The following is a 20,021-nucleotide window of genomic DNA, read 5'->3' on the forward strand; positions in this document are numbered from 1 at the left end:
TTGTCAGCTTACCCTTTCACCGAGCCGAGCATCACCCCCTTGGCGAAATGCTTTTGCAGAAACGGGTACACGATCAAAATCGGTACGGTCGCAACAATAATCGCGGCCATCTGAATCGTCTCCGCCGGCGGGGCGTTCTCGAGCAGGATTTGCCCGTTCGCCAGCGACGTTTGCGCTTCGTTAACGACGACAATCTGCCGGAGAATCGTCTGAATCGGCCACCATTTCTGATCGTTCATGTACAAGATCGCGGTAAAATAGTTGTTCCAGTGCATAACCGCGTAAAACAGGCCGAATGCGGCCAGCGACGGCTTCGATAGCGGCAAAATGATTCTCCAGAACGACTGAAGATCGTTAGCTCCGTCGATCGTCGCCGCTTCGTGCAGCTCGCTTGGAATGCTCTGGAAAAATTGGCGCATGACGATCAGGTTGAACGGTGCGATCGCTACGGGCAGGATCATCGCCCAGATCGTGTTCATCAGCCCGGTTTCCTTGACCACCAGGTATGTCGGAATCATGCCTGCGTTAAACAGCATCGTGAACAGAACGAGAAACGTAACCGGCCTTTGCCCGAATACGGGCCGGGACAGCACATACGCGAACGATGACGTGAATGCCAGGTTAACAAGCGTGCCGATAACCGTAATGAGCCCGGTCACCCAGAGCGACCTTAGAAACGATTTCGATGCAAAGATGAATCGGTAAGCGTCCAGCACCCATTCTTTCGGAATGATCATGAAGTCGCTCTGTATATAAGCTTTGTACGACGAGAACGATACGGCGACGACGTACAAAAACGGGAATAACATCAGTGCGGCGACGATCGCCAGCAGCGTATAGTTGACGAAGTCGATAACGCGACTCGATATCGTGGTGTCTTTCACGGCTCAAGCTCCTCTCCTTTCCGGCGTCAGTATACGCCATCCTCGCCGAATTTTTTGGCCAGCCGGTTCGCCGACATGACGAGCACAAGCCCGACGAAACCTTTGAACAAGCCGACGGCGGTGGCGAAGCTATAGTCAGCTTGCTGGATGCCTTTGTAGAAGACGAACGTATCGAGTACGTTTTGCGTATCTTCGTTGAGCGGGTTCAGCATCAGGAACACTTGCTCAAAACCGCTGTCCATAACGGTGCCGAGGCGCAAAATGAGCATGATGACGATAGTCGAACGGATCGCCGGAAGCGTAATATGCCAGATTTGGCGCATGCGGCTGGCCCCGTCCACGACGGCCGCCTCGTACAGGCTCGGATTGACCCCGGCGAGTGCCGCAAGGAAAATAATCGTGCCCCAGCCGGCTTCCTTCCAGATGACCTGGGTAACGATCATCGGCTTGAAGAACGACGGGTCGGTCAGAAACGGGATCGAATTCCAGCCGAAGACGTCGCGCAAAAAGAGGTTGACGATTCCTTCCCCGCGGAAAAAAATGATCCAAATGCCCACGACAACGACCCAGGACAGAAAATGCGGCAAGTAAATAATCGATTGAACGACGCGCTTGTACACTTGATTGCGAATTTCGTTCAGCATCAGCGCAAGCAGGATCGGCATCGGAAACGCGAATACAATCTGCAAAAACGACATGTACAGCGTGTTCCAAAGTACCCTTAACACTTCGCTGTCGGAAAAAATGCGCTTGAAATGCTCTAAGCCGACGAAGTCGCTGCCGAAGATGCCCTGAAACGGATTAAAATCGATGAAGGCGAGATATAGCCCGAACATCGGGGCATACTTGTAAACGAGAAAGTAAGCGAGTCCCGGCAGACCCAGCAGCAAAAGGTAACGATCCCTCCATATGCGGGCTCTGATCCGCGACAAGGCCGTACGGTCCGGCTTCCCCGGCGGCGAAACGGCTGTGTGCGTTTTCATCTCTGTAGGTTTCCCCTTTCGCGAATCGCTCTAGTGCGGTTTGATGTCCGTAGCATACCCCTGCCCCGCTTTTAAGTGCAATTATCAGTTGCCGAAGCGGAAAAGATAACGAAATCGCAGCGAAAGATAAACGTTTTGTAAAGCTATGCGCCTTAGCCAGCATGTAGAAAGACGCCCCGAGGCGGTATGTCCGCTTCCAGAGGCGTCTTTATTTTTGACATCATTTTCACACCGGGCATTCCCTTTAACCCTGCCTAAGCTTCCGGCAGCGGCTTACCAGTCTCGTCCTCGCCGATATCGCGATGCTGCTTCCGGTATTGGCCCGGCGGCACTTGCACCGTCTGCTTGAAGATACGCGTAAAATTTTGCACCGACGTGTAGCACAGCTTCTCCGATATGTCTTTGATCGGCATATCGGTATGAACGAGCAGCTCTTTGGCCTTCTCCATCCGGTAATCGATCAGGTAATCGCCGAAGTTGGCGCCGGTTTCCTCCTTAAAGGAGCGGCTAAGCTGAGACGGCGACAGCTCGAAACGGTCAGCGACATGCTGAAGCGACAAGTCAACATCGTAATGGTCATGGATGTAATCCAGCACTCCGCGAATGAGCGCTTTCTGCTTCGACTGGCGCAGACTGCCCATATGTCGGGCCACCGCCGGGAAAATCGTGCCGGTAAGCCAAGCCGTCACCTCATCCAGACTCGTCTTCGCATACAGCTCCTTGTACGGATCTTCGGGGAAAAACGCCTTCGGATCGAGACCGATCTCCTGCAGCAGCATATCCAGCTCTCCGATCAGATAGGCGAACAAGCCAAGCACCGTCTCGGAATTCTGCACATACTGCGGCACGTCCCGCACCAGTTCCCGAAGCTCTTCCGCCGCTCCGTCCAAATCGCCCTGGGCGATGCTTGAAACGATCTTCTTCAGCTTCCTTACTATCGTAAGCCGGGACTGCTGAACGGACGGCTTCAGGTCGCCAGGCGTAATAAACTGATTATGGCCGAGCAGCAGCCGGTAGCTGAGCAGCTCCAGCGCCTGCTGGTAACCGTCGGCGATGCTGCGGTAGTCTTTGCCCGGAACGCTCAGCGCAACCGTCACCGTGAACGGAAAATAGTCTCTCACTTTGTCCCCGATCGGCGCGACCAGCTTTCTCACCTTGACGGTCTCCTCATCCATCCGGTCCGTGCCGATCACGATCGCCACCTGCCCGGGGAGCGGCGACGCCGTAATGCACGAAAACTCCGGCTCCTGCTCACACAACTCCTCGCACATTTTGCGCAGCGCATAAAACAGCAGCGATCTGTCTTTATCCTTATACGTTTCTCGGAAACGGCCATACTCGTCCAGATCGACCAGACAGACGGAAAAGTAGTGACCTTTGAGCGGAAAGCCGTAATGCTCGGTTTTGTCGCGGATTTCGCGGTCGTCCATCTCGCCGCGCAATAGCTGCTGGTATACCGTCTCTTTCAAATAGGGAAGCTGCTCGTCGAGCCGGTGCTGCAGCCGGTCGTTCGTCATGACGACGTGATGGATGAACGAATCGAGCGCTTCGAGCCCGTCCCGCTGCGTCTGTCCTCCGCCCTTGCCGTCGCCCGAAAATTTGGCCGTCAGCCGCTGGATCGGATTGTACAGCCGGTTCGTGCCGAACAGCGCGATAAGCACCCAGATCGCCATCAGCGCCGCCGCCGTCGCCCAGGTGAGCGTTTCGATCCGCTTCGCCTTACCCGTCAACAAGGAACTCTCCGTCAGCGCCAAGTACGTCCAATTGTTGAAAGCCGACCGCTCCATCGATACCTGATACGATACGCCGTCCATCTTGATCTCGCTGGCCGAGCGGTCCGGTCCTGCCCAATACCGGTACAGCTCCGGCGAATTGACGCGCCTACCGATCTCGGACGGATCATGGCTCGCCACGACCGTTCCCTTGTCGTTCATAACGAGCAGCTTGCGCCGCTCCCCGAGCTGAACGCTCTGCACGAACGAGCTGAGCTCGCTGGAAGGGATATGGAGCATGACAAAGCCGTCGGCTTTGTCCGTAATGAACAGCGGCACCGAACGGATGACGAGCAGTTCGTCCTGATTCGGATACGTTCTCGGCGCTAGGACGGCTAGTCCCGTATTGCTTGCGCGAAGCTGGCGCGCAATTTCGCCGTAGCCGAACTGGCTCAGCTGCATCAGGCCGTCCCGGTTCGAGTACACCTGATCGAAATTGCTGTACACAATCGAGATTTGAAAAGGGATGTCGGAGAAATTGCGCTGCTTCTGGAGCAGGTCGATCATGTCGAGCGACGTGTCCAACTGCTGCATGGAAAACCCGACCTGGGCCGATTTCTCGATCGTCGCATTGTTCGCGAGTCCGATCGACGCTTTATCGAGCGTTTGCAGGAAATGATCCACTTGAAGCTGGATTTGCCGCAAAATGATCTGATGATTATGGTCGACCTCGTCCTGCACCATCCGGGAGGCGAGCCACGAAGAGACGCTGCCGAGCAGCAGGACGGGCACGATGCACAAAAGGAGCGAGTACAGGTACAGCTTCCGTTTGAACGTCGTCTTTCGGAACAGCCGGGTTAGCTTGACCGCCACCGTACTCCCTCCCTTGATCTGGTAAATGAAACGTTTGCATTTCCGAATGGCAAAGCGGCATAGCGCCGCAGCGAAAGTCAGCGGAAAAAAGCAGCCCCCGTTCGTCACACGAGCGGAGCTGCGTCGTTTCTTGTCGAAATTGTAATATACCGTCCGCGGAAGTGTCAATGTCAATAACCGGCGTTACTGCCCGCTGCCAGCCGCCGTTGTTGCGATGCCGCCAGGCTTGACTTCGCTAGATGTTGGCGGAGCCGATCTCCAAACAGGAGTATCCGTTTCGGCAGCAAGCGATCGGCGCTTAATATGAATATTTTCTTCATTATATCACTTATAGAGGAAACTTTCCTCCATTTTTATGATATAATCGCAGTATGTCAAGCCGGTATCCGTCTTTCGGAGCCGGGTCCCAATCCAACAACGCAAGGAGAATCGCTTGCCCATGGAGCCCCTTTCTTCTCTTGCCACGAAACTGAAATTGTATATGGACAGCCTGCTGCGCCGCGACGAATCGGGCCGCCTGTACGTGCTCGACGACGAGCTCGGCGATCGCGGGAGCTGCTGCACGACGGCGGAAACCGCCTGCCTGTACGTGCTGAGCGGTATCATCTCGGGCAGCAAAGACGATACGGCCGTCGCCGCCGAACTGATCGATGACGTGCTTCGCCGCCAGCTGCCGAGCGGGGCGTTCGGTCAGCCTTATTACGTCAAGAAAGGCGAAACGGGCACCGTCGACATCGCCGAGATCGGAGCTTCGGCGAACAGCTTGTACCAGGTGTACAAAGCGACGAAAAACGAAGCCGCAAAGTCGAGCCTGATTCGTTCCGCCGATTATTTGCTGACGCAAGTGGCGGAGGAAAACCCCGGTGCCGTCTACAAAAATCCGAACGCCCGGATGCATGACGTGCTGAACGGCGATATTTATGCCGCCCACACGCTCGGGCGGGCTTACGAATTGACCGGCAATCCGGTTTATTTGCAGCAAATCGAACGCACCATCACCCATGTCGCCGACCGGTTCGGACGGCATAGTTCCGGCTGGTGGCCTTATACCGAGTTATGGGACGGCACCGTAGGCATGGGCAACAGCGTCGCCTACCAGGTAACGATCATCGCTTTCGCTCATACGCTGCTGCCGCTGCTCTCCGAGCCGCTTCGCCAGCGTTGGACGCAGATTGAGGACGAGGCTGCGCGCGTCGTTCTGAACGCGCTGCGGGAAGGGCCGAACGACAGCAACGAAGCGCCCTGGTGGTGCCGCGATTGGCCGAACGTGCCGGAAATTACGCTCGCTCTGTCGCGTGTCCCGCATATCGAGGAGGCGCAAGCTTATGTGCGCCAGCGGCTGCAGGAGCTGGAGGAAGGCCTCGCTTTGCACGGCATCGCCTACTTCTCGCCGAAAGTGAAGCACGACGATCCCGAACGGGCTCCTGTGACGACGACGTTCCGCAAGGCGGCTACGTTCGCCGCGCTGCTCAGCGCCATGTATTTGGACGAATGAGCTTTAACGGATAAAGGGCTTTTTCTGCCATCATGCTATTCAACCAGACAAACAAGGAGTGTACAAAAGATATGAAACGTATTTTCGAACGCAGAGGTTTGATTGTATCTTGTCAAGCATTGCCGGGCGAGCCGCTGTACTGGCAAGGAACGATGGCCCGCATGGCGCTGGCTGCCGAGCAGGGCGGCGCGATCGGCATTCGCGCGAACGGTCCGGACGATATCCGCGATATTAAAGCGACCGTCAAGCTGCCCGTTATCGGACTGCTGAAGCGCGACATCCCAGGCTCTGACATCTACATTACGCCAGAGCTTGTCGACGTGCAGGCGATTATAGAGGCGGGGGCGGATGTCGTCGCAATGGATATGACGAACCGGGAAGACCGCGCAGAGAAGGTCGTCGCTCTTATCAGGCATTGCCATGAGGCCGGGGTAGCGGTCATGGCCGACATTTCGACGCTGGAAGAAGGCTTGCTGGCGGAATCGCTCGGCGCCGATCTGATCTCGACGACGATGTCGGGCTATACGCCGTACAGCCCGAAGCAGGAAGGCCCCGATCTGGAGCTTGTGCGCCAGCTGGCCGGGAAGCTTTCGAAGCCGCTCGTAGCCGAAGGACGCATCTGGAGCCCCGCCGAAGCGGAAGAGGCGCTTAAAGCCGGCGCCGAATACATCGTTGTGGGCGGTGCGATTACACGGCCGCAGTTCATTACGCAGAAGTATGCGGACCGGGTCGGCCGGTGGCTGGAACAATCCGCCAAAGCTTCCGATTAGGATGTGATCCGAATGACGCATACGATCAGACAAAGCGATATCCTGATTATCGGCGGAGGACTCGGAGGCTGCGCGGCGGCGATTGCTGCGGCAAAATCCGGCAAACGCGTCATCATGACCGAGGAAACGGATTGGATCGGCGGCCAGGTGACGAATCAGGCCGTACCTCCCGACGAGCACCGCTGGATCGAACAGTTTGGCTGCACGCGCACATACCGGGCATTCCGTGACAAAATTAGGGAGTACTACAAGCGGACGTTTCCGCTAACCCCGGAGGCGACGGCCAATCCGCGCTTCAATCCGGGCAATGCCATCGTCAGCCGCCTCTGCGTCGAGCCCCGCGCCGCTCTCGCCGTGCTGGAGGAAATGCTAGCGCCTTATGTGCACAGCGGAGCGGTGACGATCTTGACGGAAGTACGGCCGGTAGCCGCGGAAACCGACGGCAGCCGGGTCACAAGCGTTACCGTGCGGCATACGGTCAGCGGCGAGGAGGAGCGGCTTGCGGCTCCTTACGTGCTCGATGCAACGGAGCTCGGCGACTTGCTGCCGCTGGCCGGCATCGAGTACGTATCGGGCGCGGAGTCGAAGGCCGAAACCGGCGAGCCGAACGCGCTTGACGGAGATGCGGAGCCGGGCGACATCCAGTCGTTCACGATCGTCTTCGCGATGGACTACCGGGAAGGCGAGGATCATACGATCGCGAAGCCGGACGACTACGAGTTTTGGCTGAAGTACCGGGCGTCCTTTATGAAGGACGTCATGTTGAGCTGGGCGACGTCGAACTTAAGCCCCTTTAAGTCGTACAGCCTGTTCAAGACGCCGGAGAAGGGCGTATTCCCGCTCTGGGATTACCGCCGGTCGATCGACAAGTCGAATTTTGCCCCAGGTACGTTCGACAGCGATATTACGCTCGTGAATTGGCCGCAGAACGACTACTGGCTCGGCAGCATTATCGACGTAAGCGACGAAGAGCGCGAGAGGCATATCCGCCGCGCCAAAAACTTGAGCCTGAGTCTGCTGTACTGGCTGCAAACGGAAGCGCCGCGCCCGGACGGCGGGAAGGGTTATCCCGGCCTGCGGCTGCGCAAGGACGTGCTCGGCACCGCGGACGGGCTGGCGAAAGCGCCGTATATTCGCGAATCGCGCCGCATCCGCGCCGAGTTTACGGTGTTGGAGCAGCATGTCAACCCGGCCATTCACGGCCGGAAGGAAGCCGTCAAATTCGACGATTCGGTCGGAGTCGGCTGCTACCGCATCGACCTGCATCCGACGACGGGCGGACGGGAAGGCTTTTACATTCCGGTGAGCCCGTTCCAGATTCCGCTCGGCAGTCTGATCCCGGTTCGGGTCGACAACGTGCTGCCCGCCTGCAAAAATATCGGTGTGACACACTTGACGAACGGCTGCTATCGGCTCCATCCGGTCGAGTGGAACATCGGCGAAGCGGCGGGCTATCTCGCTGCATACTGCCTCGAAACCGGCCTGACCCCGCGAGACGTGCGGAATACGGAGCAGTATTTGCGCGATTTCCAGAACCGGCTCGTCCGCGCCGGCATCGAGCTCGATTGGCCGGTTGTTGAGCCGGTTTGACGGCTGGCTGTTTCAAAACGAAAAAAGAAACCTCCATCGCCAGAAATGCGGCTTTGGAGGTTTTTCTGCGTTATCCTTCCTGAAATAAAGGCGTCGATATATATCGTTCTCCCGTGTCCGGAAGCAGTGCGACAATCGTTTTGCCTTTGTTCTCCGGCCGTTTGGCCAGCTCTGCGGCGGCATAAACAGCCGCCCCGGAGGAGATGCCGACAAGCAGCCCTTCCGTTTTCGCCAGTCTGCGCGCCGTCTCGAACGCATCTTCGTTATATACCTTCACGATCTCGTCGACAACTCCGGGATCGTATACGTCCGGCACGAAGCCGGAGCCGATCCCCTGGATTTTATGGAAGCCCGGCTTGCCGCCCGACAGCACCGGAGAATCGTAAGGCTCGACCGCCACGATCCGTACAGCCGGATTTTTCTGTTTCAATGCACTGCCGACTCCGCTGATCGTTCCGCCCGTTCCGACGCCGCCGACAAAGATGTCGACCTCGCCGTCCGTATCGCGCCATATTTCTTCCGCCGTCGTCTTCCGGTGAATGTCCGGATTGGCCGGATTGCTGAACTGCTGCGGGATGAACGCGTTCGGAATTTCCGCCGCGAGCTCCTCCGCCCTGCGGATCGCCCCTTGCATCCCTTCCGAGGCTGGGGTTAACACCAGCTCGGCCCCTAGCGCCCGCAGCAGCTTCCTCCGCTCCACGCTAAACGCCTCCGGCAGCGTAATAATAATCCGGTAGCCAAGCGCGGCCGCTACGAAAGCAAGCGCAATGCCGGTATTGCCGCTCGTCGGCTCGATAATGACCGAATCGGCATGGAGCAGGCCTTTCTCTTCGGCGTCTTTAATCATCGCATACCCGGTGCGGTCCTTGACGCTGCCCGCCGGGTTGAAATATTCAAGCTTGGCCAGCAATCTCGCCGGCAGGCGCTCCTTGGCCGTAAAGCCGCGAAGCTCCAGCAGCGGCGTATTGCCGATCAGATCGGTCAAATTTTGGGCTATGCGCGCCATCGTCTTAATATCATCCTTTCCAAAGTCGGGGGTTATCGGAGTAACGTCTCCTCTCTATCATAACGTATAGAGCTCCGATTGGAAAACGCGGCTATATGGTGCAGGGACGAGGCAAGGAAGATGCTACCAACTCTCTACGTCCAGTATGTCCCGCTGTACGGCTACGAAGACATGCCGCCGAAACAAACAGAGGAACCGCCCGAGAGCGGTTCCTTTGCTTTGCACGTTGTTATGCTGGCTTCCGGTCAGCGGCCTTCTCCCGCCAGCCACGCCAGCTTGGCCGCTCCGGCCAAACCGGCATGCTCGCCGAGGGCTGCCGGAATGATCGCAACCGGGTCGTATGCCGGCATCATCATTTGGCTCGCGCTGCCGCGAATCCGGTCGAACAGAAAATCGCCTTGCGCCGTGACCGCGCCGCCGATAATGACGGCGGACGGATTCAGGATATGCGTCAAGCTCGTAAGACCGACGGCCACGTATTCCGCATAACGGTCGATCAGCTCAAGCGCCTGCGGGTGGCCGCTTCTGGCCAGCTCGAACAGCTTTTTGGCCGATCCGCCCGTCTCCGACTCGCCGATGCCCGCTTCGCCGGCCATACGCATCAGCGCCGTGACCGAAGCGTACTGCTCCCAGCAGCCGGACAACCCGCAATTGCACGGCTGTCCTCCGTGCTGGATGACGATATGCCCGTAACCTCCGGCATAGCCGTCCCGTCCGTAGTAAGGCACGCCTTCGGGGGTAATCCAGCTGCCCCCGACGCCCGTGCCGAGCGTGATGCAGAGAAAGCCGCCAAGCTCCTTGCCCGCGCCGATCCACGCCTCGCCGATCGCAAACGCATGCGCGTCGTTGACGAGCGCCACCGGCAGCCCGGTTTCCCGCTCCATGTTGGCGCGCAGCGGAACTCCGGTCCAGCCCGGCAAGTTTGATGTCGCGTAGCCGATCCGTCCTTCCCGCGCGTGCACGTAACCGGCTGTGGCGACGCCCATCCCGCTCGCTTCCCAGCCTTCGGCCGTGGCGATCTCCTTGTAACGTCCGGCAATGGCGTACAGCTTGTCGAGCAGCGAATCGCGTCCCGACCGGGCGTCCGTCGGCGTATTGTCGGTATGCAAAATGCTGCCCGACGCGTCGACGATGCCCGACTTGATGTTCGTTCCTCCGATATCGATTCCGAATACGACCTGCCGCTTCATCCTTTTCGCTCCGTCCCTGCTTGCCCCGCAGTATCCCATAATCCGTTGTCGCGCAGGAAAGCCCTATAATCTTCGTACAGCCGGACCGACGATTCGTGCCCGGCGTGAACCGGACTGCCCGGCTTGTTCATCATGCCCAAATACTGATAGCAGAGCACCTTATCCGAATACTTCGACAAAATTTCCAATTGCCGCCGCACCCGCTCGAACGGACCCGGATGGAGCACCTTGCCGGCGAAGCGGAATACCTCCAGATCGGACCACAGCGGTATGCCGGCGCGGTCATGCGCTTCGCGCAGCTTGGCGAACGTTGCGTCCACCGCCTCGAACGTCGTCCGGTCGACGCCGATCTCGTCCTGATAGGCGATATAGTCGACGTCCAGCGAGCGAAGCTGGCTAACAAACCGGTCGTCTCCCGTAATCGAGCGGGTCCCGTACGGCGCGATCAGCACCTTCTCCGGCCCGAGCTTGCGTAAGAAGCCCGACATTTCGTTGGCATAAGCGATGTAATGATCGGGGAAATGGGTGAAAATCGCCGCCTCCACCGGCAAATACCAGCCGGCGAACGAAGCGTGATGCCCGTACCTCGCGGCCAGCTCCCTTGCAAAATCGAACCGCAGCTGCGTCGTCTCGCCGCTCGTCGACAGGCTGCCCATGATCGGCGTCGTGTAGAAGCCGTTGCCGACATAGATCGTCAGCCCGAGCTTGTCGCCCGCCTTCAGCACCGCCTCCAGCGGGTCCGGGCAAACCGTATCCCATCGGTGCGACCATATGGCCGACGGGTAAAACGCCTTGCCGTGCAACGCCACGTTCAGCAGCACGAGCGTATCCATTCCCGCCTCGGCCATCTCTGCCAGCTTCAGCTCCCAATCCGCCTCGGTAAAGCGCTGCGTGACCGAATTCCAACAATCTCCTTCATACGGGTTCGGATGATAAAAATCAAACCACGATCCCGTTATGCGTTTGAGTGCCATATACGTTCCTCCGATTCGTCCGGTCCGCCGGACATGCGTACTGGATGCATTTTTGATATGCTAAGGGGCTCACGCCACCTGTGGGAGAACGTCTGCCCGTGTAGCCGGCCCCTCGCGCCGCCGCGCTCCGCCCCCGGCTCAGCCGCGCAGCGCTTCCCGCACAATCCCTCCGGCTTGATCCAGCCGGCGGAACGCCTCCTCGGCGGAGACGCCCGCGAGCAGCATCACGATGCTCGCTTTCATCTGCTCGCCCGTGGCGCTCATCGCCGCCTCCACCGCGGCCTCGTCGGCCCCGGTCGCCATCGCGACGATGCCGCGGGCGCGCTGGCGCAGCTTGCCGTTCGACGGCTGCATGTCGACCATGAAATTGCCGTACGCCTTGCCAAGCCTCACCATCGTGGCCGTGCTGATCATATTCAGCACGAGCTTCTGCGCGGTCCCGGCCTTCAGGCGCGTCGACCCGGTGAGCGCCTCCGGCCCGACCGCCACCTCGATCGCCCGGTCGGCCAGCGCGCCGATCGCGGAGCCCCGGCAGCACGCCAGGGCGACCGTGTGCGCGCCGGCCGAGCGGGCGCAGCGCAATGCGCCGACGACGTACGGCGTGCGGCCGCTGGCGGCGATGCCGACGACTACGTCGCCGGGCGCGAGCCCGCGTCCGGCCAGGTCGGCGGCACCCAGCTCGGGATCGTCCTCGGCCGATTCATCGGCCCGATCCCGGGCCACGCCGCCGGCGACGAGCGCCTGCACGAGCTCGGGCGCGGTGCCGAACGTCGGCGGGCACTCGTAGGCGTCGAGCATGCCGAGACGGCCGCTCGTGCCCGCGCCGACGTAGAACAGGCGCCCGCCTGCGCGCAGCGACGCCGCGATCAGCTCGACCGCTTCCGCCACGGCGGGAAGCGCCTCCGCCACAGCGGCGGGAACGCGAAAGTCTTCCGCGTTCATAAGCTGAAGCAGCTCCAGCGTGGAGCAACTATCGAGATGCCGCGTGCGCGGATTCACCTGCTCGGTGTCGAGCGCGCGAATGGAAGAGTCGGCTTGCATGTAGAGATCCCCTTTCGAATAAGAAAAACGCCGTTCTGTTACCCGTTGACCCGCCGATCGCGTTTCCGGCGCTACTAACACTGGACAGTACCATGTAACGGAACTAAAACTTCCGCTAAGAGCCGTATGGCCCAACTCTTCCCATCATAACGGAAACAAAAGTTCCGCTATCCCCTCGAAAATAGCCAAATTCGGTCACATTCGCCAGTTAACGGAACATTCGCTTCCGCTATTGCCCCATTTCCCGCTCAACTGCAAGATAACGGAACAAACACTTCCTCTATGCCGCCGTCTCCAGTAAAGGAGCACCTCTTCACGGATCATTTTCCAACTTATACTCTTAACCAAGTAGGATGTCTTCACGCCGTCCCATTCGGAAATATTTTTCCACTATATAATCGCGAAAAAGGAACTCATCTCCATTATTATAAGAGACGGTTCCTCCCCTTGTAAAGCCAAATATGCCGGGTACCTGCTGGCACCCGGCTGCTTGTCTTCCTTATTGTTTGAAACTTCCTGGCCATCGTTCAGGGCTTCCACAGCGTTGCCGCGATATAACACGCTCCGCCCATCTCGTCGTTGTAATAATATACTGTTACGAGCGTGCCATCGTTCCGCAGCACGGTACGGGGATAGCCGATGTCGTGGCTGCCTGCTGTTGAACCGAGGACGATCTCGTCCGACCAGGTTAGCCCGTCGTCAGAGCTCAGCTTCGCCCTCATCCCGTACGGCGCGTCCCGGTATGCATAAATCATGCACAGACGACCGTCCGCCAGACGGTTTATAGTCGGCGGGTTGCCGCCGCGCCCCGTATCCGCAACTGGACGGCCCACGTACGTCCACGTCGATCCGTCGTCATTCGACCGGTACAACTCGATCCAGTTTCTGGACACGCCCTCGTCGTCCGTTCTTCTCTCGCGCGTCGCAACCAGAATATCGCTGTCCGGCAGGCGGACGCTGGCCGGCATAATCGAAAAGCCGTTTCCCGATTCCGGACCGATCCACGATACGAATCGGAACGTTTGCCCGCCGTCCTCCGTCTTCGCGCAAAATACCCGGCTTCCGGTTTCGGTGCCTTTCACTGTCGGCGCAGTCAGGAAAAACAGGCATTCGTTCGTGCCTTCGACCAAATAATCGGTACGCGCCGCAATGCCGATCTGTCCCATCATCGGCATCACATACGGTCCTTCCCAGGAGCGGCAGCGATCGTAGGACGTATAAAACCACGACCGGGAGCCGCCGAGCAGATCGGCCCTAGCGCAGAGCAGCGCGAAGTCGGGATGGGTAAAATCGATCGCATGCTCGACCGCGGCCGGCTCATTGGCGTCTACGGAAACCCCGCCCTCGCCTTCCTTCGGCTCGGCGTGCTCGCCCGCCGACAAGCCCTTGTTACCGGGTGAACGCAGCGGCATCTCGACCGATTCCCATGTTTCGCCTCCGTCGAGACTGCGCGCTTGCATCGTGACGAAAGGCCGCGTCTTGTCGCGGGCATGGAACCCGCCTTCCTTGCTGTGATAACCAAGCGTGTAGCCGACGACGATCTCGTCGCCCCACGACCAGATGCCGTAATTGGCCGGCCAGCCTGCGTACCGTCCTTCTTCTTTGTAGACATTAACCGTCTTCATGGTTGCCTTAGCCTCCATTATACTAGGTTGGATTTGCGCCAGCTCATACCGTTAAGGAATGACAATCTCTTTATTCGCTTTATCCTCGACAGCCCGCAGCGCCGAATTGATATCGATGCCGTTGATCGTCACGCTCGGGACGGCTTCCTTATTAAGCAAAGAGTTGATTGGGCTGTCATAATTGGAGCTAGGAGGCAGCGGCGACGGGGACACCTGGAAGATCGACTGCAAGTTTTTCCCCTTGAACACATCGGTTCCCGTGCCGAATGTTTTACGGATTTCGTCGTTTTTCAGCACGGTCAATCGTCCCAATTTGCCGAACGTCCTCTGGACGTCCTCGTTCAACAGAACCGCCGCCACCTGATAAGCGGCTTCCTTGTTTTTACTGGACTTGTTCACGACGAGCATATGGAAATCGAGCCCTTTTCCAAAGCCCGGACGGTCGGCGAAGCCGGGATGGGCCGTAATATCCCATCTGAAGCCTGGGTCGCTGGAAAATTCGGCATCCATCCACGTGGCATACATAGCAAGCCGCTGCTCTTTGAAGAACGTTGCGGAGGTGGGCGCCTTGCCGTCCTCGTAATAACCCGGGATCGTCAGGAACTGGCTGAGCAGCGAAAAGACCTGGGCATGCTTTTCCGTCGTGACGACCGCCTTTTTCTTCGCCTGATCGAATACGGGAAGCCCGTACTGCCAGTACATTTGTCTCAAATCGGGCGGCAGCACGCCAATGTAACCCACACCACTGTCCTTCCGCGTCATTTTTTTCGCCAGCTCCAGAAGCTCGTTATAGTTAATGCCGACCTTCGGATAAGCGACGCCGAATTTATCGAAGATGTCCTGATTGTATATCATTACCCCGTAGTTCATTGAAAACGGTATGCCGTAGAAATACTTTTGGTCGCCCATAACCTTCATTTGATTCAGAACGACCGGCTCCATCTTGTTCACATCGATGTTGTACGTTTTGATAACGGAGCTGAGATCTTCGGGAACGCCCAGATCCAGTACACTATATAGCCCCGGGTTGCTCGTCAGCACGATATCGGGCGGAGTGCCGGCGGCAATCGCCTCTGCCAGCCTCATATTCGATCGTTTAAACGTTATTTCCGGATATTTCGCTCGAACCGGGTCGACAAACGCTTTCTGAAACTGCTCGTCCGTTACCCCAGTGTCTTTGTCGACCACCACAAGCTCTGCCGGACCGCCTTTGTATCCGGTTGCATTTGTCTGAGCTCCGGGGGCTGTCTGCCCTCCTGTAGGCTGCTGAGCAGCCGTTTCTTTCTTTTCTCCTCCGCCGCAAGCGGCGAGCGCCCCGGCTATGACGGTTACGAGCGTTAGCGACAAAGCGATACGAAGTATTTTCAACCGTGAATCCTCCCCTTCGATTTTTTGACCTCCATATTTGACGAGACTTGTGAATTTCGTAGATGTCGGACCATCATCATGGCACGATGGCCTGGTAAAACGGAATGATGCCGGTAGGCTGTGCCCTTTCCCCACTTTGCGTTCATCATTAATGAACATTGTTCACATAAATACAGATGGTTGAAGTTCCCTAATATGGAACAATGTTCCCTCTTTCAATTCTATATTAGTATAGCGCTCGATCAATAGCAATAACAAAATCATTTGTTCCCCATTACGAAACTTAGTCCCAAAATTTTCTTCACTTGGAACTTGTTGATTCAAGTGGGCGGCGCCGTACTTTCAAACCGGACAGGAGTCGTATACGAGGAGCAAACGGAACATCGATTTCACACAAGCTGCTATAGTAAGCAGCGGCAAAGCCGTTCAGTCGGATATTCCGCCGGAAGCGACGTCGAACGGCAAGCTTGCGCTCACCCTTCAGTAGATCGAAAGGCTTTAAACGACTCCATGTCGCGGAAATATGGGCTGATCGTCACCCAAAATATCTGAGCTCGATTCCTACCCATTACCGGAAGACGCAGTCGCTTGCACGCGGCAGACTGCGTCTTCGTTTTGACCGTATGACGAAAAACGGCAAATGACCCTAAAAAAAATTTTTCATAGCGCAGGATCGTACTTGAAAGCTCGTAAATCCGCATACTGTAAGCGTATACATATGATTCTTATTTTGTTTTCTTAGCCTAACGCTGAGGAAACACGCGAAAAATGGAGCAAAGCCAAGCTTTCATTTTCTGAAAACACCGTAGAGCTGCTTCGCGAACGTATATTCCCTTTTACGCCACAAAACGAAGCTCGTTTTTCACGTTTGACCCTTCCGAAACGGCACTGCTACGATAGGGACCATTCCAACTTTTTAGGGAGCGATGTTCTCGATGAGGCTGCCGCCGATTCCCGAATGGTTCGTTTTTTTCCTTGGGCAGTTCCGCCGTTCCAAACGGGCGATCCTGCTCCTTGCGGCGCTAACGCTGATCGCTTCCGCTTGCGGCGCGGCTGCCCCGCTGCTCATCGGCCGGCTGATGGACGCGATTACGTTACGCGAAGGCAGCGGCATGGCCCAGCTCGCAGCCCTGCTTCTCGGCGCACTGCTTGCGCTGGAGCTATGTACGCAGCTTCGCGCCTATGTATCGTCGAAGACGATGCTGCGCCTGACGTACGAGCTGACCGAGGAGACGCTGGCAGCGGTGCTGCGCACCTCGTCCTCCTTTTTCGCCCGTACGCCCAGAGGGGAGCTGCTTCAGCGGCTGACGCAGGATACGCGGGTGATCCAGCAGTTCGGCTTGTCCTCGGTGCCCGGGTTCGTTCAGGAACTGCTGCTCGCTGTGGCGGCGATGATTGTCATCTGCCGCTGGAATTGGCAGCTTGCCGTTTGTCTCGCGGCCGCTTACGTCGTTCTGTTCGTCCCGGTTCATCTGTTTGGCCGCAAGCGGGGGCAGGCGCGCAAGGAGCTGGCCGCCCACGATGCCCGAATCCGGCAAAGCTTGCTCGAGAAGCTGGAAACCGCCAAGCAGATTAAGCTATACGGGATGGAGCGCAGGGAATATGAGGCAGTCGCCTCCGAACAAAACCGCTGGGTCGATCTGACGTTCCGGGAAAGCATCGTGGATAGTTTGTACCGCACCTTCCCGCGCATTCCGGATTCGCTCGCTCCGGCGCTTGTCTTCTTGTTCGCAGGCTGGCAAATGGTTGCCGGCGACGCCACCGTCGGGCAGCTCGTCACGATCATCGCTTATATTCCGGCTCTGAATGCCCCGGTTCGCTCCTTCTTCGGCCTATATGTAAGCTTTGCCGACATTCGGGTCAGAATCCGCGGCATTTTGGACTATGCCCGGCTCCCGGCGGAACCCGGATTGCAGGACAATCTGCTCCGCCTGCCGGGTTACCGCGGACTGCCTATAACGCTAAGGAACGTGCAGGTATCCGGGGAGCGGGGCGATCTGCTGCGCGGCGTTACGTTCAGCGTCGCTCCGGGCGAGTTCGTGGCGATTGTCGGACCGAGCGGGGCGGGCAAAAGCACGCTGCTTCAGCTTCTGACGAGACTTCGCGAGCCGTCGGCGGGCGAGATTCTGCTTGGGGATGTGCCGCTTTGCGAGCTGGACGCCGCGCAATTGCGCAGCCGCGTCGGCTATGTGATGCAGGACAGCGTGCTGTTCGGCGGCAGCCTGCGCCGCAATTTGACGTATCTTGCGGAGGCGTCTCCGCAAACGCTCGAGAAGTGGATGAAGGCATTCGAAGCGGAAGACATCGCGGCGATGCTCCCCGAAGGCTACGACGCGGATATCGGCCCCGGCGGCGACAAGCTGTCGGGCGGACAGCGACAGCTCGTCTCGCTCGTGCGGACGATGGTCAAGCAGCCCGATCTGCTGCTGCTCGACGAGGCAACCTCCGCGCTCGATCAAGAGGCGGAAACGGCCGTTTATGAAGCGCTGGCGCGTCATGCCTGCGGCATCACGCGAATCGGCGTCACGCATCGATTGCGCGGGGCGGCGATCGCCGACCGGATCGTGGTGATGGACCGTGGTACGATCGCCGAACAAGGCACTCACAAGGAGCTGCTTCAGCGGCAAGGCTTGTACACCGAGCTATGGAGACGGGAAAATGAGCAGCCTTCGCCGTTCGCAGCCGGCGATTCGCCTTCGCCTGCCGAATCGAAAGGAGGACAATTCCATGAACGCCGAGCCGCAAGTGCCGTCCGCTAAACGTTCAGCCGTATGGGCCTATGCCAGGAAGCATCTCGGACCGCGCTGGCTGAATATTACGCTTATTCTGTTCAAAAACGTGCTCGGCAGCCTGCTCTTTATGACCCCTCCGGTCATGTCCAAGTACGTGCTGGAAACCGTTCTGCCTTCGCGCAACTGGAGCTTTCTCGTTATCGTCTCCCTTGTGATGGTTGCCGCTCCTCTCACGGGTAGCGCGATGATCATCGCCGAAAATTACTTCGGCCGGTTTATGATCCGGCTGACCGGGCAAGGGCGGGCCGAGCTGTACAATGGCTTGCAGCGGCTTCCGCCGGACAAGCTTCGCCGCCATTCGCCCGGCGACCTGCTCGCCCGCCTCCTGAACGATACGCAGGCCATCGGCGACATAGCGAACGGCCATCTCGGGTTCATGCTGCTCCACGTCGTGACGATTGCCGTCGGCTCGGCCGTCCTGATCGCGCTTCATCCGGGCCTTGCGGCGGTCATCCTGCTGCTCTGGGCCGGACAGGCCGTGCTGATGTCGTCGCTCGGCGGCCGTGTCAAGAAGCGGGCGGCGGAGACGGCGCGGCACAATTCGCTCGTCTCCGAATCGGTGCGCGAGATCGTTTCCGCCGCGGCTTTCCTCAAAGCTGCCGGGCAGGAAAACAAAGCGCTTGCCGAGCTGCGGAGCTGCCTTCGCATGGAGTGGAGCCACACCCGCCGCGGCCAGTTGACCGATTACCGGGTACAGCTGGCAAACGCCGCGCTGAATGCCTTCTTTCTCGTTATCATGTACACGGCGGGCGGCTGGTTCGTGCTGGAGCAGCGCATGACCATCGGTTCGCTCGTCGCCTTCGTAGCCGTCTACACCTGGCTTCGGCCGTTCGGCGTATCGCTTATCTCTATGGCGCTGGCCGTCGTAAAGGTCGCGCCCGCCGTGGAACGCGTCGCCGAGATCGCTTATCCGGCTAACCGGGAAGGCGGAAGCGCGACTCCGGAAGGACCGCTTACGCTGGAGGCGGACCGGCTATATTTTCATTATGACGGGGCGAAGCGCGGTGATAATCCCGCCCTGCGCGATGTGAGCTTCCGTCTGGAGCCGGGCTCCGTCTACTCCATCGTCGGCCCGCGCGGCTCCGGCAAGTCGACGCTCGCCGATCTGCTGCTCGCTCTGAGGCAGCCCGCATCGGGCGCCGTCAGCGTGAACGGCCTGCCGCTTCCCGAGCTAGACCGCGCTTGGCTGCGCCGCCATCTGTTATGTATCACACAGGAGACGCGCCTGAGAAGCGGCACGATCTGGGACAATCTCGTCTACGGCAGCGAAAACGCCGATCTGGAGTCGGTTCGCGAAGCGGTTCGGCTGGCGGAGCTGGAGGAGTGGATTTCGCGGCTGCCGGACGGCTGGCTCACCCGGGTCGGCGAGCAGGGGATGCAGCTTTCCGGCGGGGAACGCCAGCGGATCGGCATCGCCCGGGCGCTGCTGCGCAAGCCCTCGATTCTCGTTCTCGACGAGGCAACCTCGGCGCTTGATGCAGGAACGGAGCACCGGCTGCTGCACAGCTTGACCCGCCGCCTCCGCGGATGCACGCTGCTGTTCATTACGCATCGCCTCTCGATCGCGAAACAGTCGGACCGCATCCTTGTTTTGCAAGAAGGCACGCTCGTGCAAAGCGGAACGTACGAAGAGCTGCTTCATTCGCCGGGACTGTTCCGCTCCTTGTGCGAGCACGCCGAAAGCGGCCTGATGCGCGAAAACGGCGGGTAAATGCCGG

Annotated in this window: 14 protein-coding genes; 5 read left to right on the forward strand and 9 right to left on the reverse strand. The window is 58.6% G+C overall.

What is annotated here, in order from left to right; translation table 11 throughout:
- Positions 1 to 8: 8 nt before the first annotated feature.
- From D7M11_RS05565 to D7M11_RS05575, 3 genes are all read right to left on the reverse strand, one after another.
- Entirely contained in the window at positions 9 to 884 is an 876-nt protein-coding gene (locus D7M11_RS05565; protein ID WP_168928294.1) for a carbohydrate ABC transporter permease, read from the reverse strand.
- A gap of 26 nt (positions 885 to 910) precedes the next feature.
- Positions 911 to 1,867 (reverse strand): ABC transporter permease, encoded by a 957-nt coding sequence (locus D7M11_RS05570; protein WP_120746173.1) that lies wholly within the window; start codon positions 1,865 to 1,867, stop codon positions 911 to 913.
- 254 nt (positions 1,868 to 2,121) lie between these two features.
- Positions 2,122 to 4,626 (reverse strand): AraC family transcriptional regulator, encoded by a 2,505-nt coding sequence (locus D7M11_RS05575; RefSeq protein ID WP_205127032.1) that lies wholly within the window; start codon positions 4,624 to 4,626, stop codon positions 2,122 to 2,124.
- A gap of 265 nt (positions 4,627 to 4,891) precedes the next feature.
- On the opposite strand from D7M11_RS05575, the gene D7M11_RS05580 reads away from it, so the two are divergent.
- From D7M11_RS05580 to D7M11_RS05590, 3 genes are all read left to right on the forward strand, one after another.
- Entirely contained in the window at positions 4,892 to 5,947 is a 1,056-nt protein-coding gene (locus D7M11_RS05580) for a hypothetical protein (RefSeq protein ID WP_120746175.1), read from the forward strand.
- A 71-nt stretch (positions 5,948 to 6,018) separates the two neighbouring features.
- Positions 6,019 to 6,717, forward strand: a complete 699-nt coding sequence (locus D7M11_RS05585; RefSeq protein ID WP_120746176.1) for an N-acetylmannosamine-6-phosphate 2-epimerase — start codon at positions 6,019 to 6,021, stop codon at positions 6,715 to 6,717.
- Between the two features lie 12 nt (positions 6,718 to 6,729).
- The gene (locus D7M11_RS05590) at positions 6,730 to 8,307 is read left to right on the forward strand and encodes an FAD-dependent oxidoreductase (RefSeq protein WP_120746177.1); all 1,578 of its coding nucleotides are present in this window, start codon (positions 6,730 to 6,732) and stop codon (positions 8,305 to 8,307) included.
- Between the two features lie 70 nt (positions 8,308 to 8,377).
- Here D7M11_RS05590 and cysK read toward each other — a convergent pair whose 3' ends face one another.
- The 6 genes from cysK to D7M11_RS05620 form a co-directional block, all read right to left on the reverse strand.
- The gene (cysK, locus tag D7M11_RS05595; RefSeq protein ID WP_120746178.1) at positions 8,378 to 9,313 is read right to left on the reverse strand and encodes a cysteine synthase A; all 936 of its coding nucleotides are present in this window, start codon (positions 9,311 to 9,313) and stop codon (positions 8,378 to 8,380) included.
- Between the two features lie 245 nt (positions 9,314 to 9,558).
- Positions 9,559 to 10,503: an ROK family protein gene (locus D7M11_RS05600; RefSeq protein ID WP_120746179.1), complete on the reverse strand. Its 945-nt coding sequence runs from the start codon at positions 10,501 to 10,503 to the stop codon at positions 9,559 to 9,561.
- A complete protein-coding gene (locus D7M11_RS05605) occupies positions 10,500 to 11,477 on the reverse strand; it encodes a DUF4434 domain-containing protein (RefSeq protein ID WP_120746180.1) in 978 nt (325 codons plus the stop codon). The genes D7M11_RS05600 and D7M11_RS05605 overlap by 4 nt, the downstream gene beginning before the upstream one ends.
- A 138-nt stretch (positions 11,478 to 11,615) precedes the next feature.
- Entirely contained in the window at positions 11,616 to 12,518 is a 903-nt protein-coding gene (murQ, locus tag D7M11_RS05610) for an N-acetylmuramic acid 6-phosphate etherase (protein WP_120746181.1), read from the reverse strand.
- A 527-nt stretch (positions 12,519 to 13,045) separates the two neighbouring features.
- Positions 13,046 to 14,143, reverse strand: a complete 1,098-nt coding sequence (locus D7M11_RS05615) for a sialidase family protein (RefSeq protein ID WP_120746182.1) — start codon at positions 14,141 to 14,143, stop codon at positions 13,046 to 13,048.
- 51 nt (positions 14,144 to 14,194) lie between these two features.
- Positions 14,195 to 15,511, reverse strand: a complete 1,317-nt coding sequence (locus D7M11_RS05620) for an ABC transporter substrate-binding protein (RefSeq protein ID WP_158606470.1) — start codon at positions 15,509 to 15,511, stop codon at positions 14,195 to 14,197.
- 935 nt (positions 15,512 to 16,446) lie between these two features.
- Here D7M11_RS05620 and D7M11_RS05625 point away from each other — a divergent pair.
- Both D7M11_RS05625 and D7M11_RS05630 read left to right on the forward strand, forming a co-directional pair.
- Complete coding sequence (locus tag D7M11_RS05625; RefSeq protein WP_158606471.1) at positions 16,447 to 18,270, forward strand: ABC transporter ATP-binding protein; 1,824 nt, start codon at positions 16,447 to 16,449, stop codon at positions 18,268 to 18,270.
- Positions 18,239 to 20,014: an ABC transporter ATP-binding protein gene (locus tag D7M11_RS05630; protein ID WP_158606472.1), complete on the forward strand. Its 1,776-nt coding sequence runs from the start codon at positions 18,239 to 18,241 to the stop codon at positions 20,012 to 20,014. Before D7M11_RS05625 ends, D7M11_RS05630 begins: the two co-directional genes overlap by 32 nt.
- Positions 20,015 to 20,021: the final 7 nt, after the last annotated feature.

Origin of the sequence: Paenibacillus ginsengarvi, assembly GCF_003626695.1 — a bacterium.
Classification (GTDB): Bacteria; Bacillota; Bacilli; order Paenibacillales; family NBRC-103111; genus Paenibacillus_AB; species Paenibacillus_AB ginsengarvi.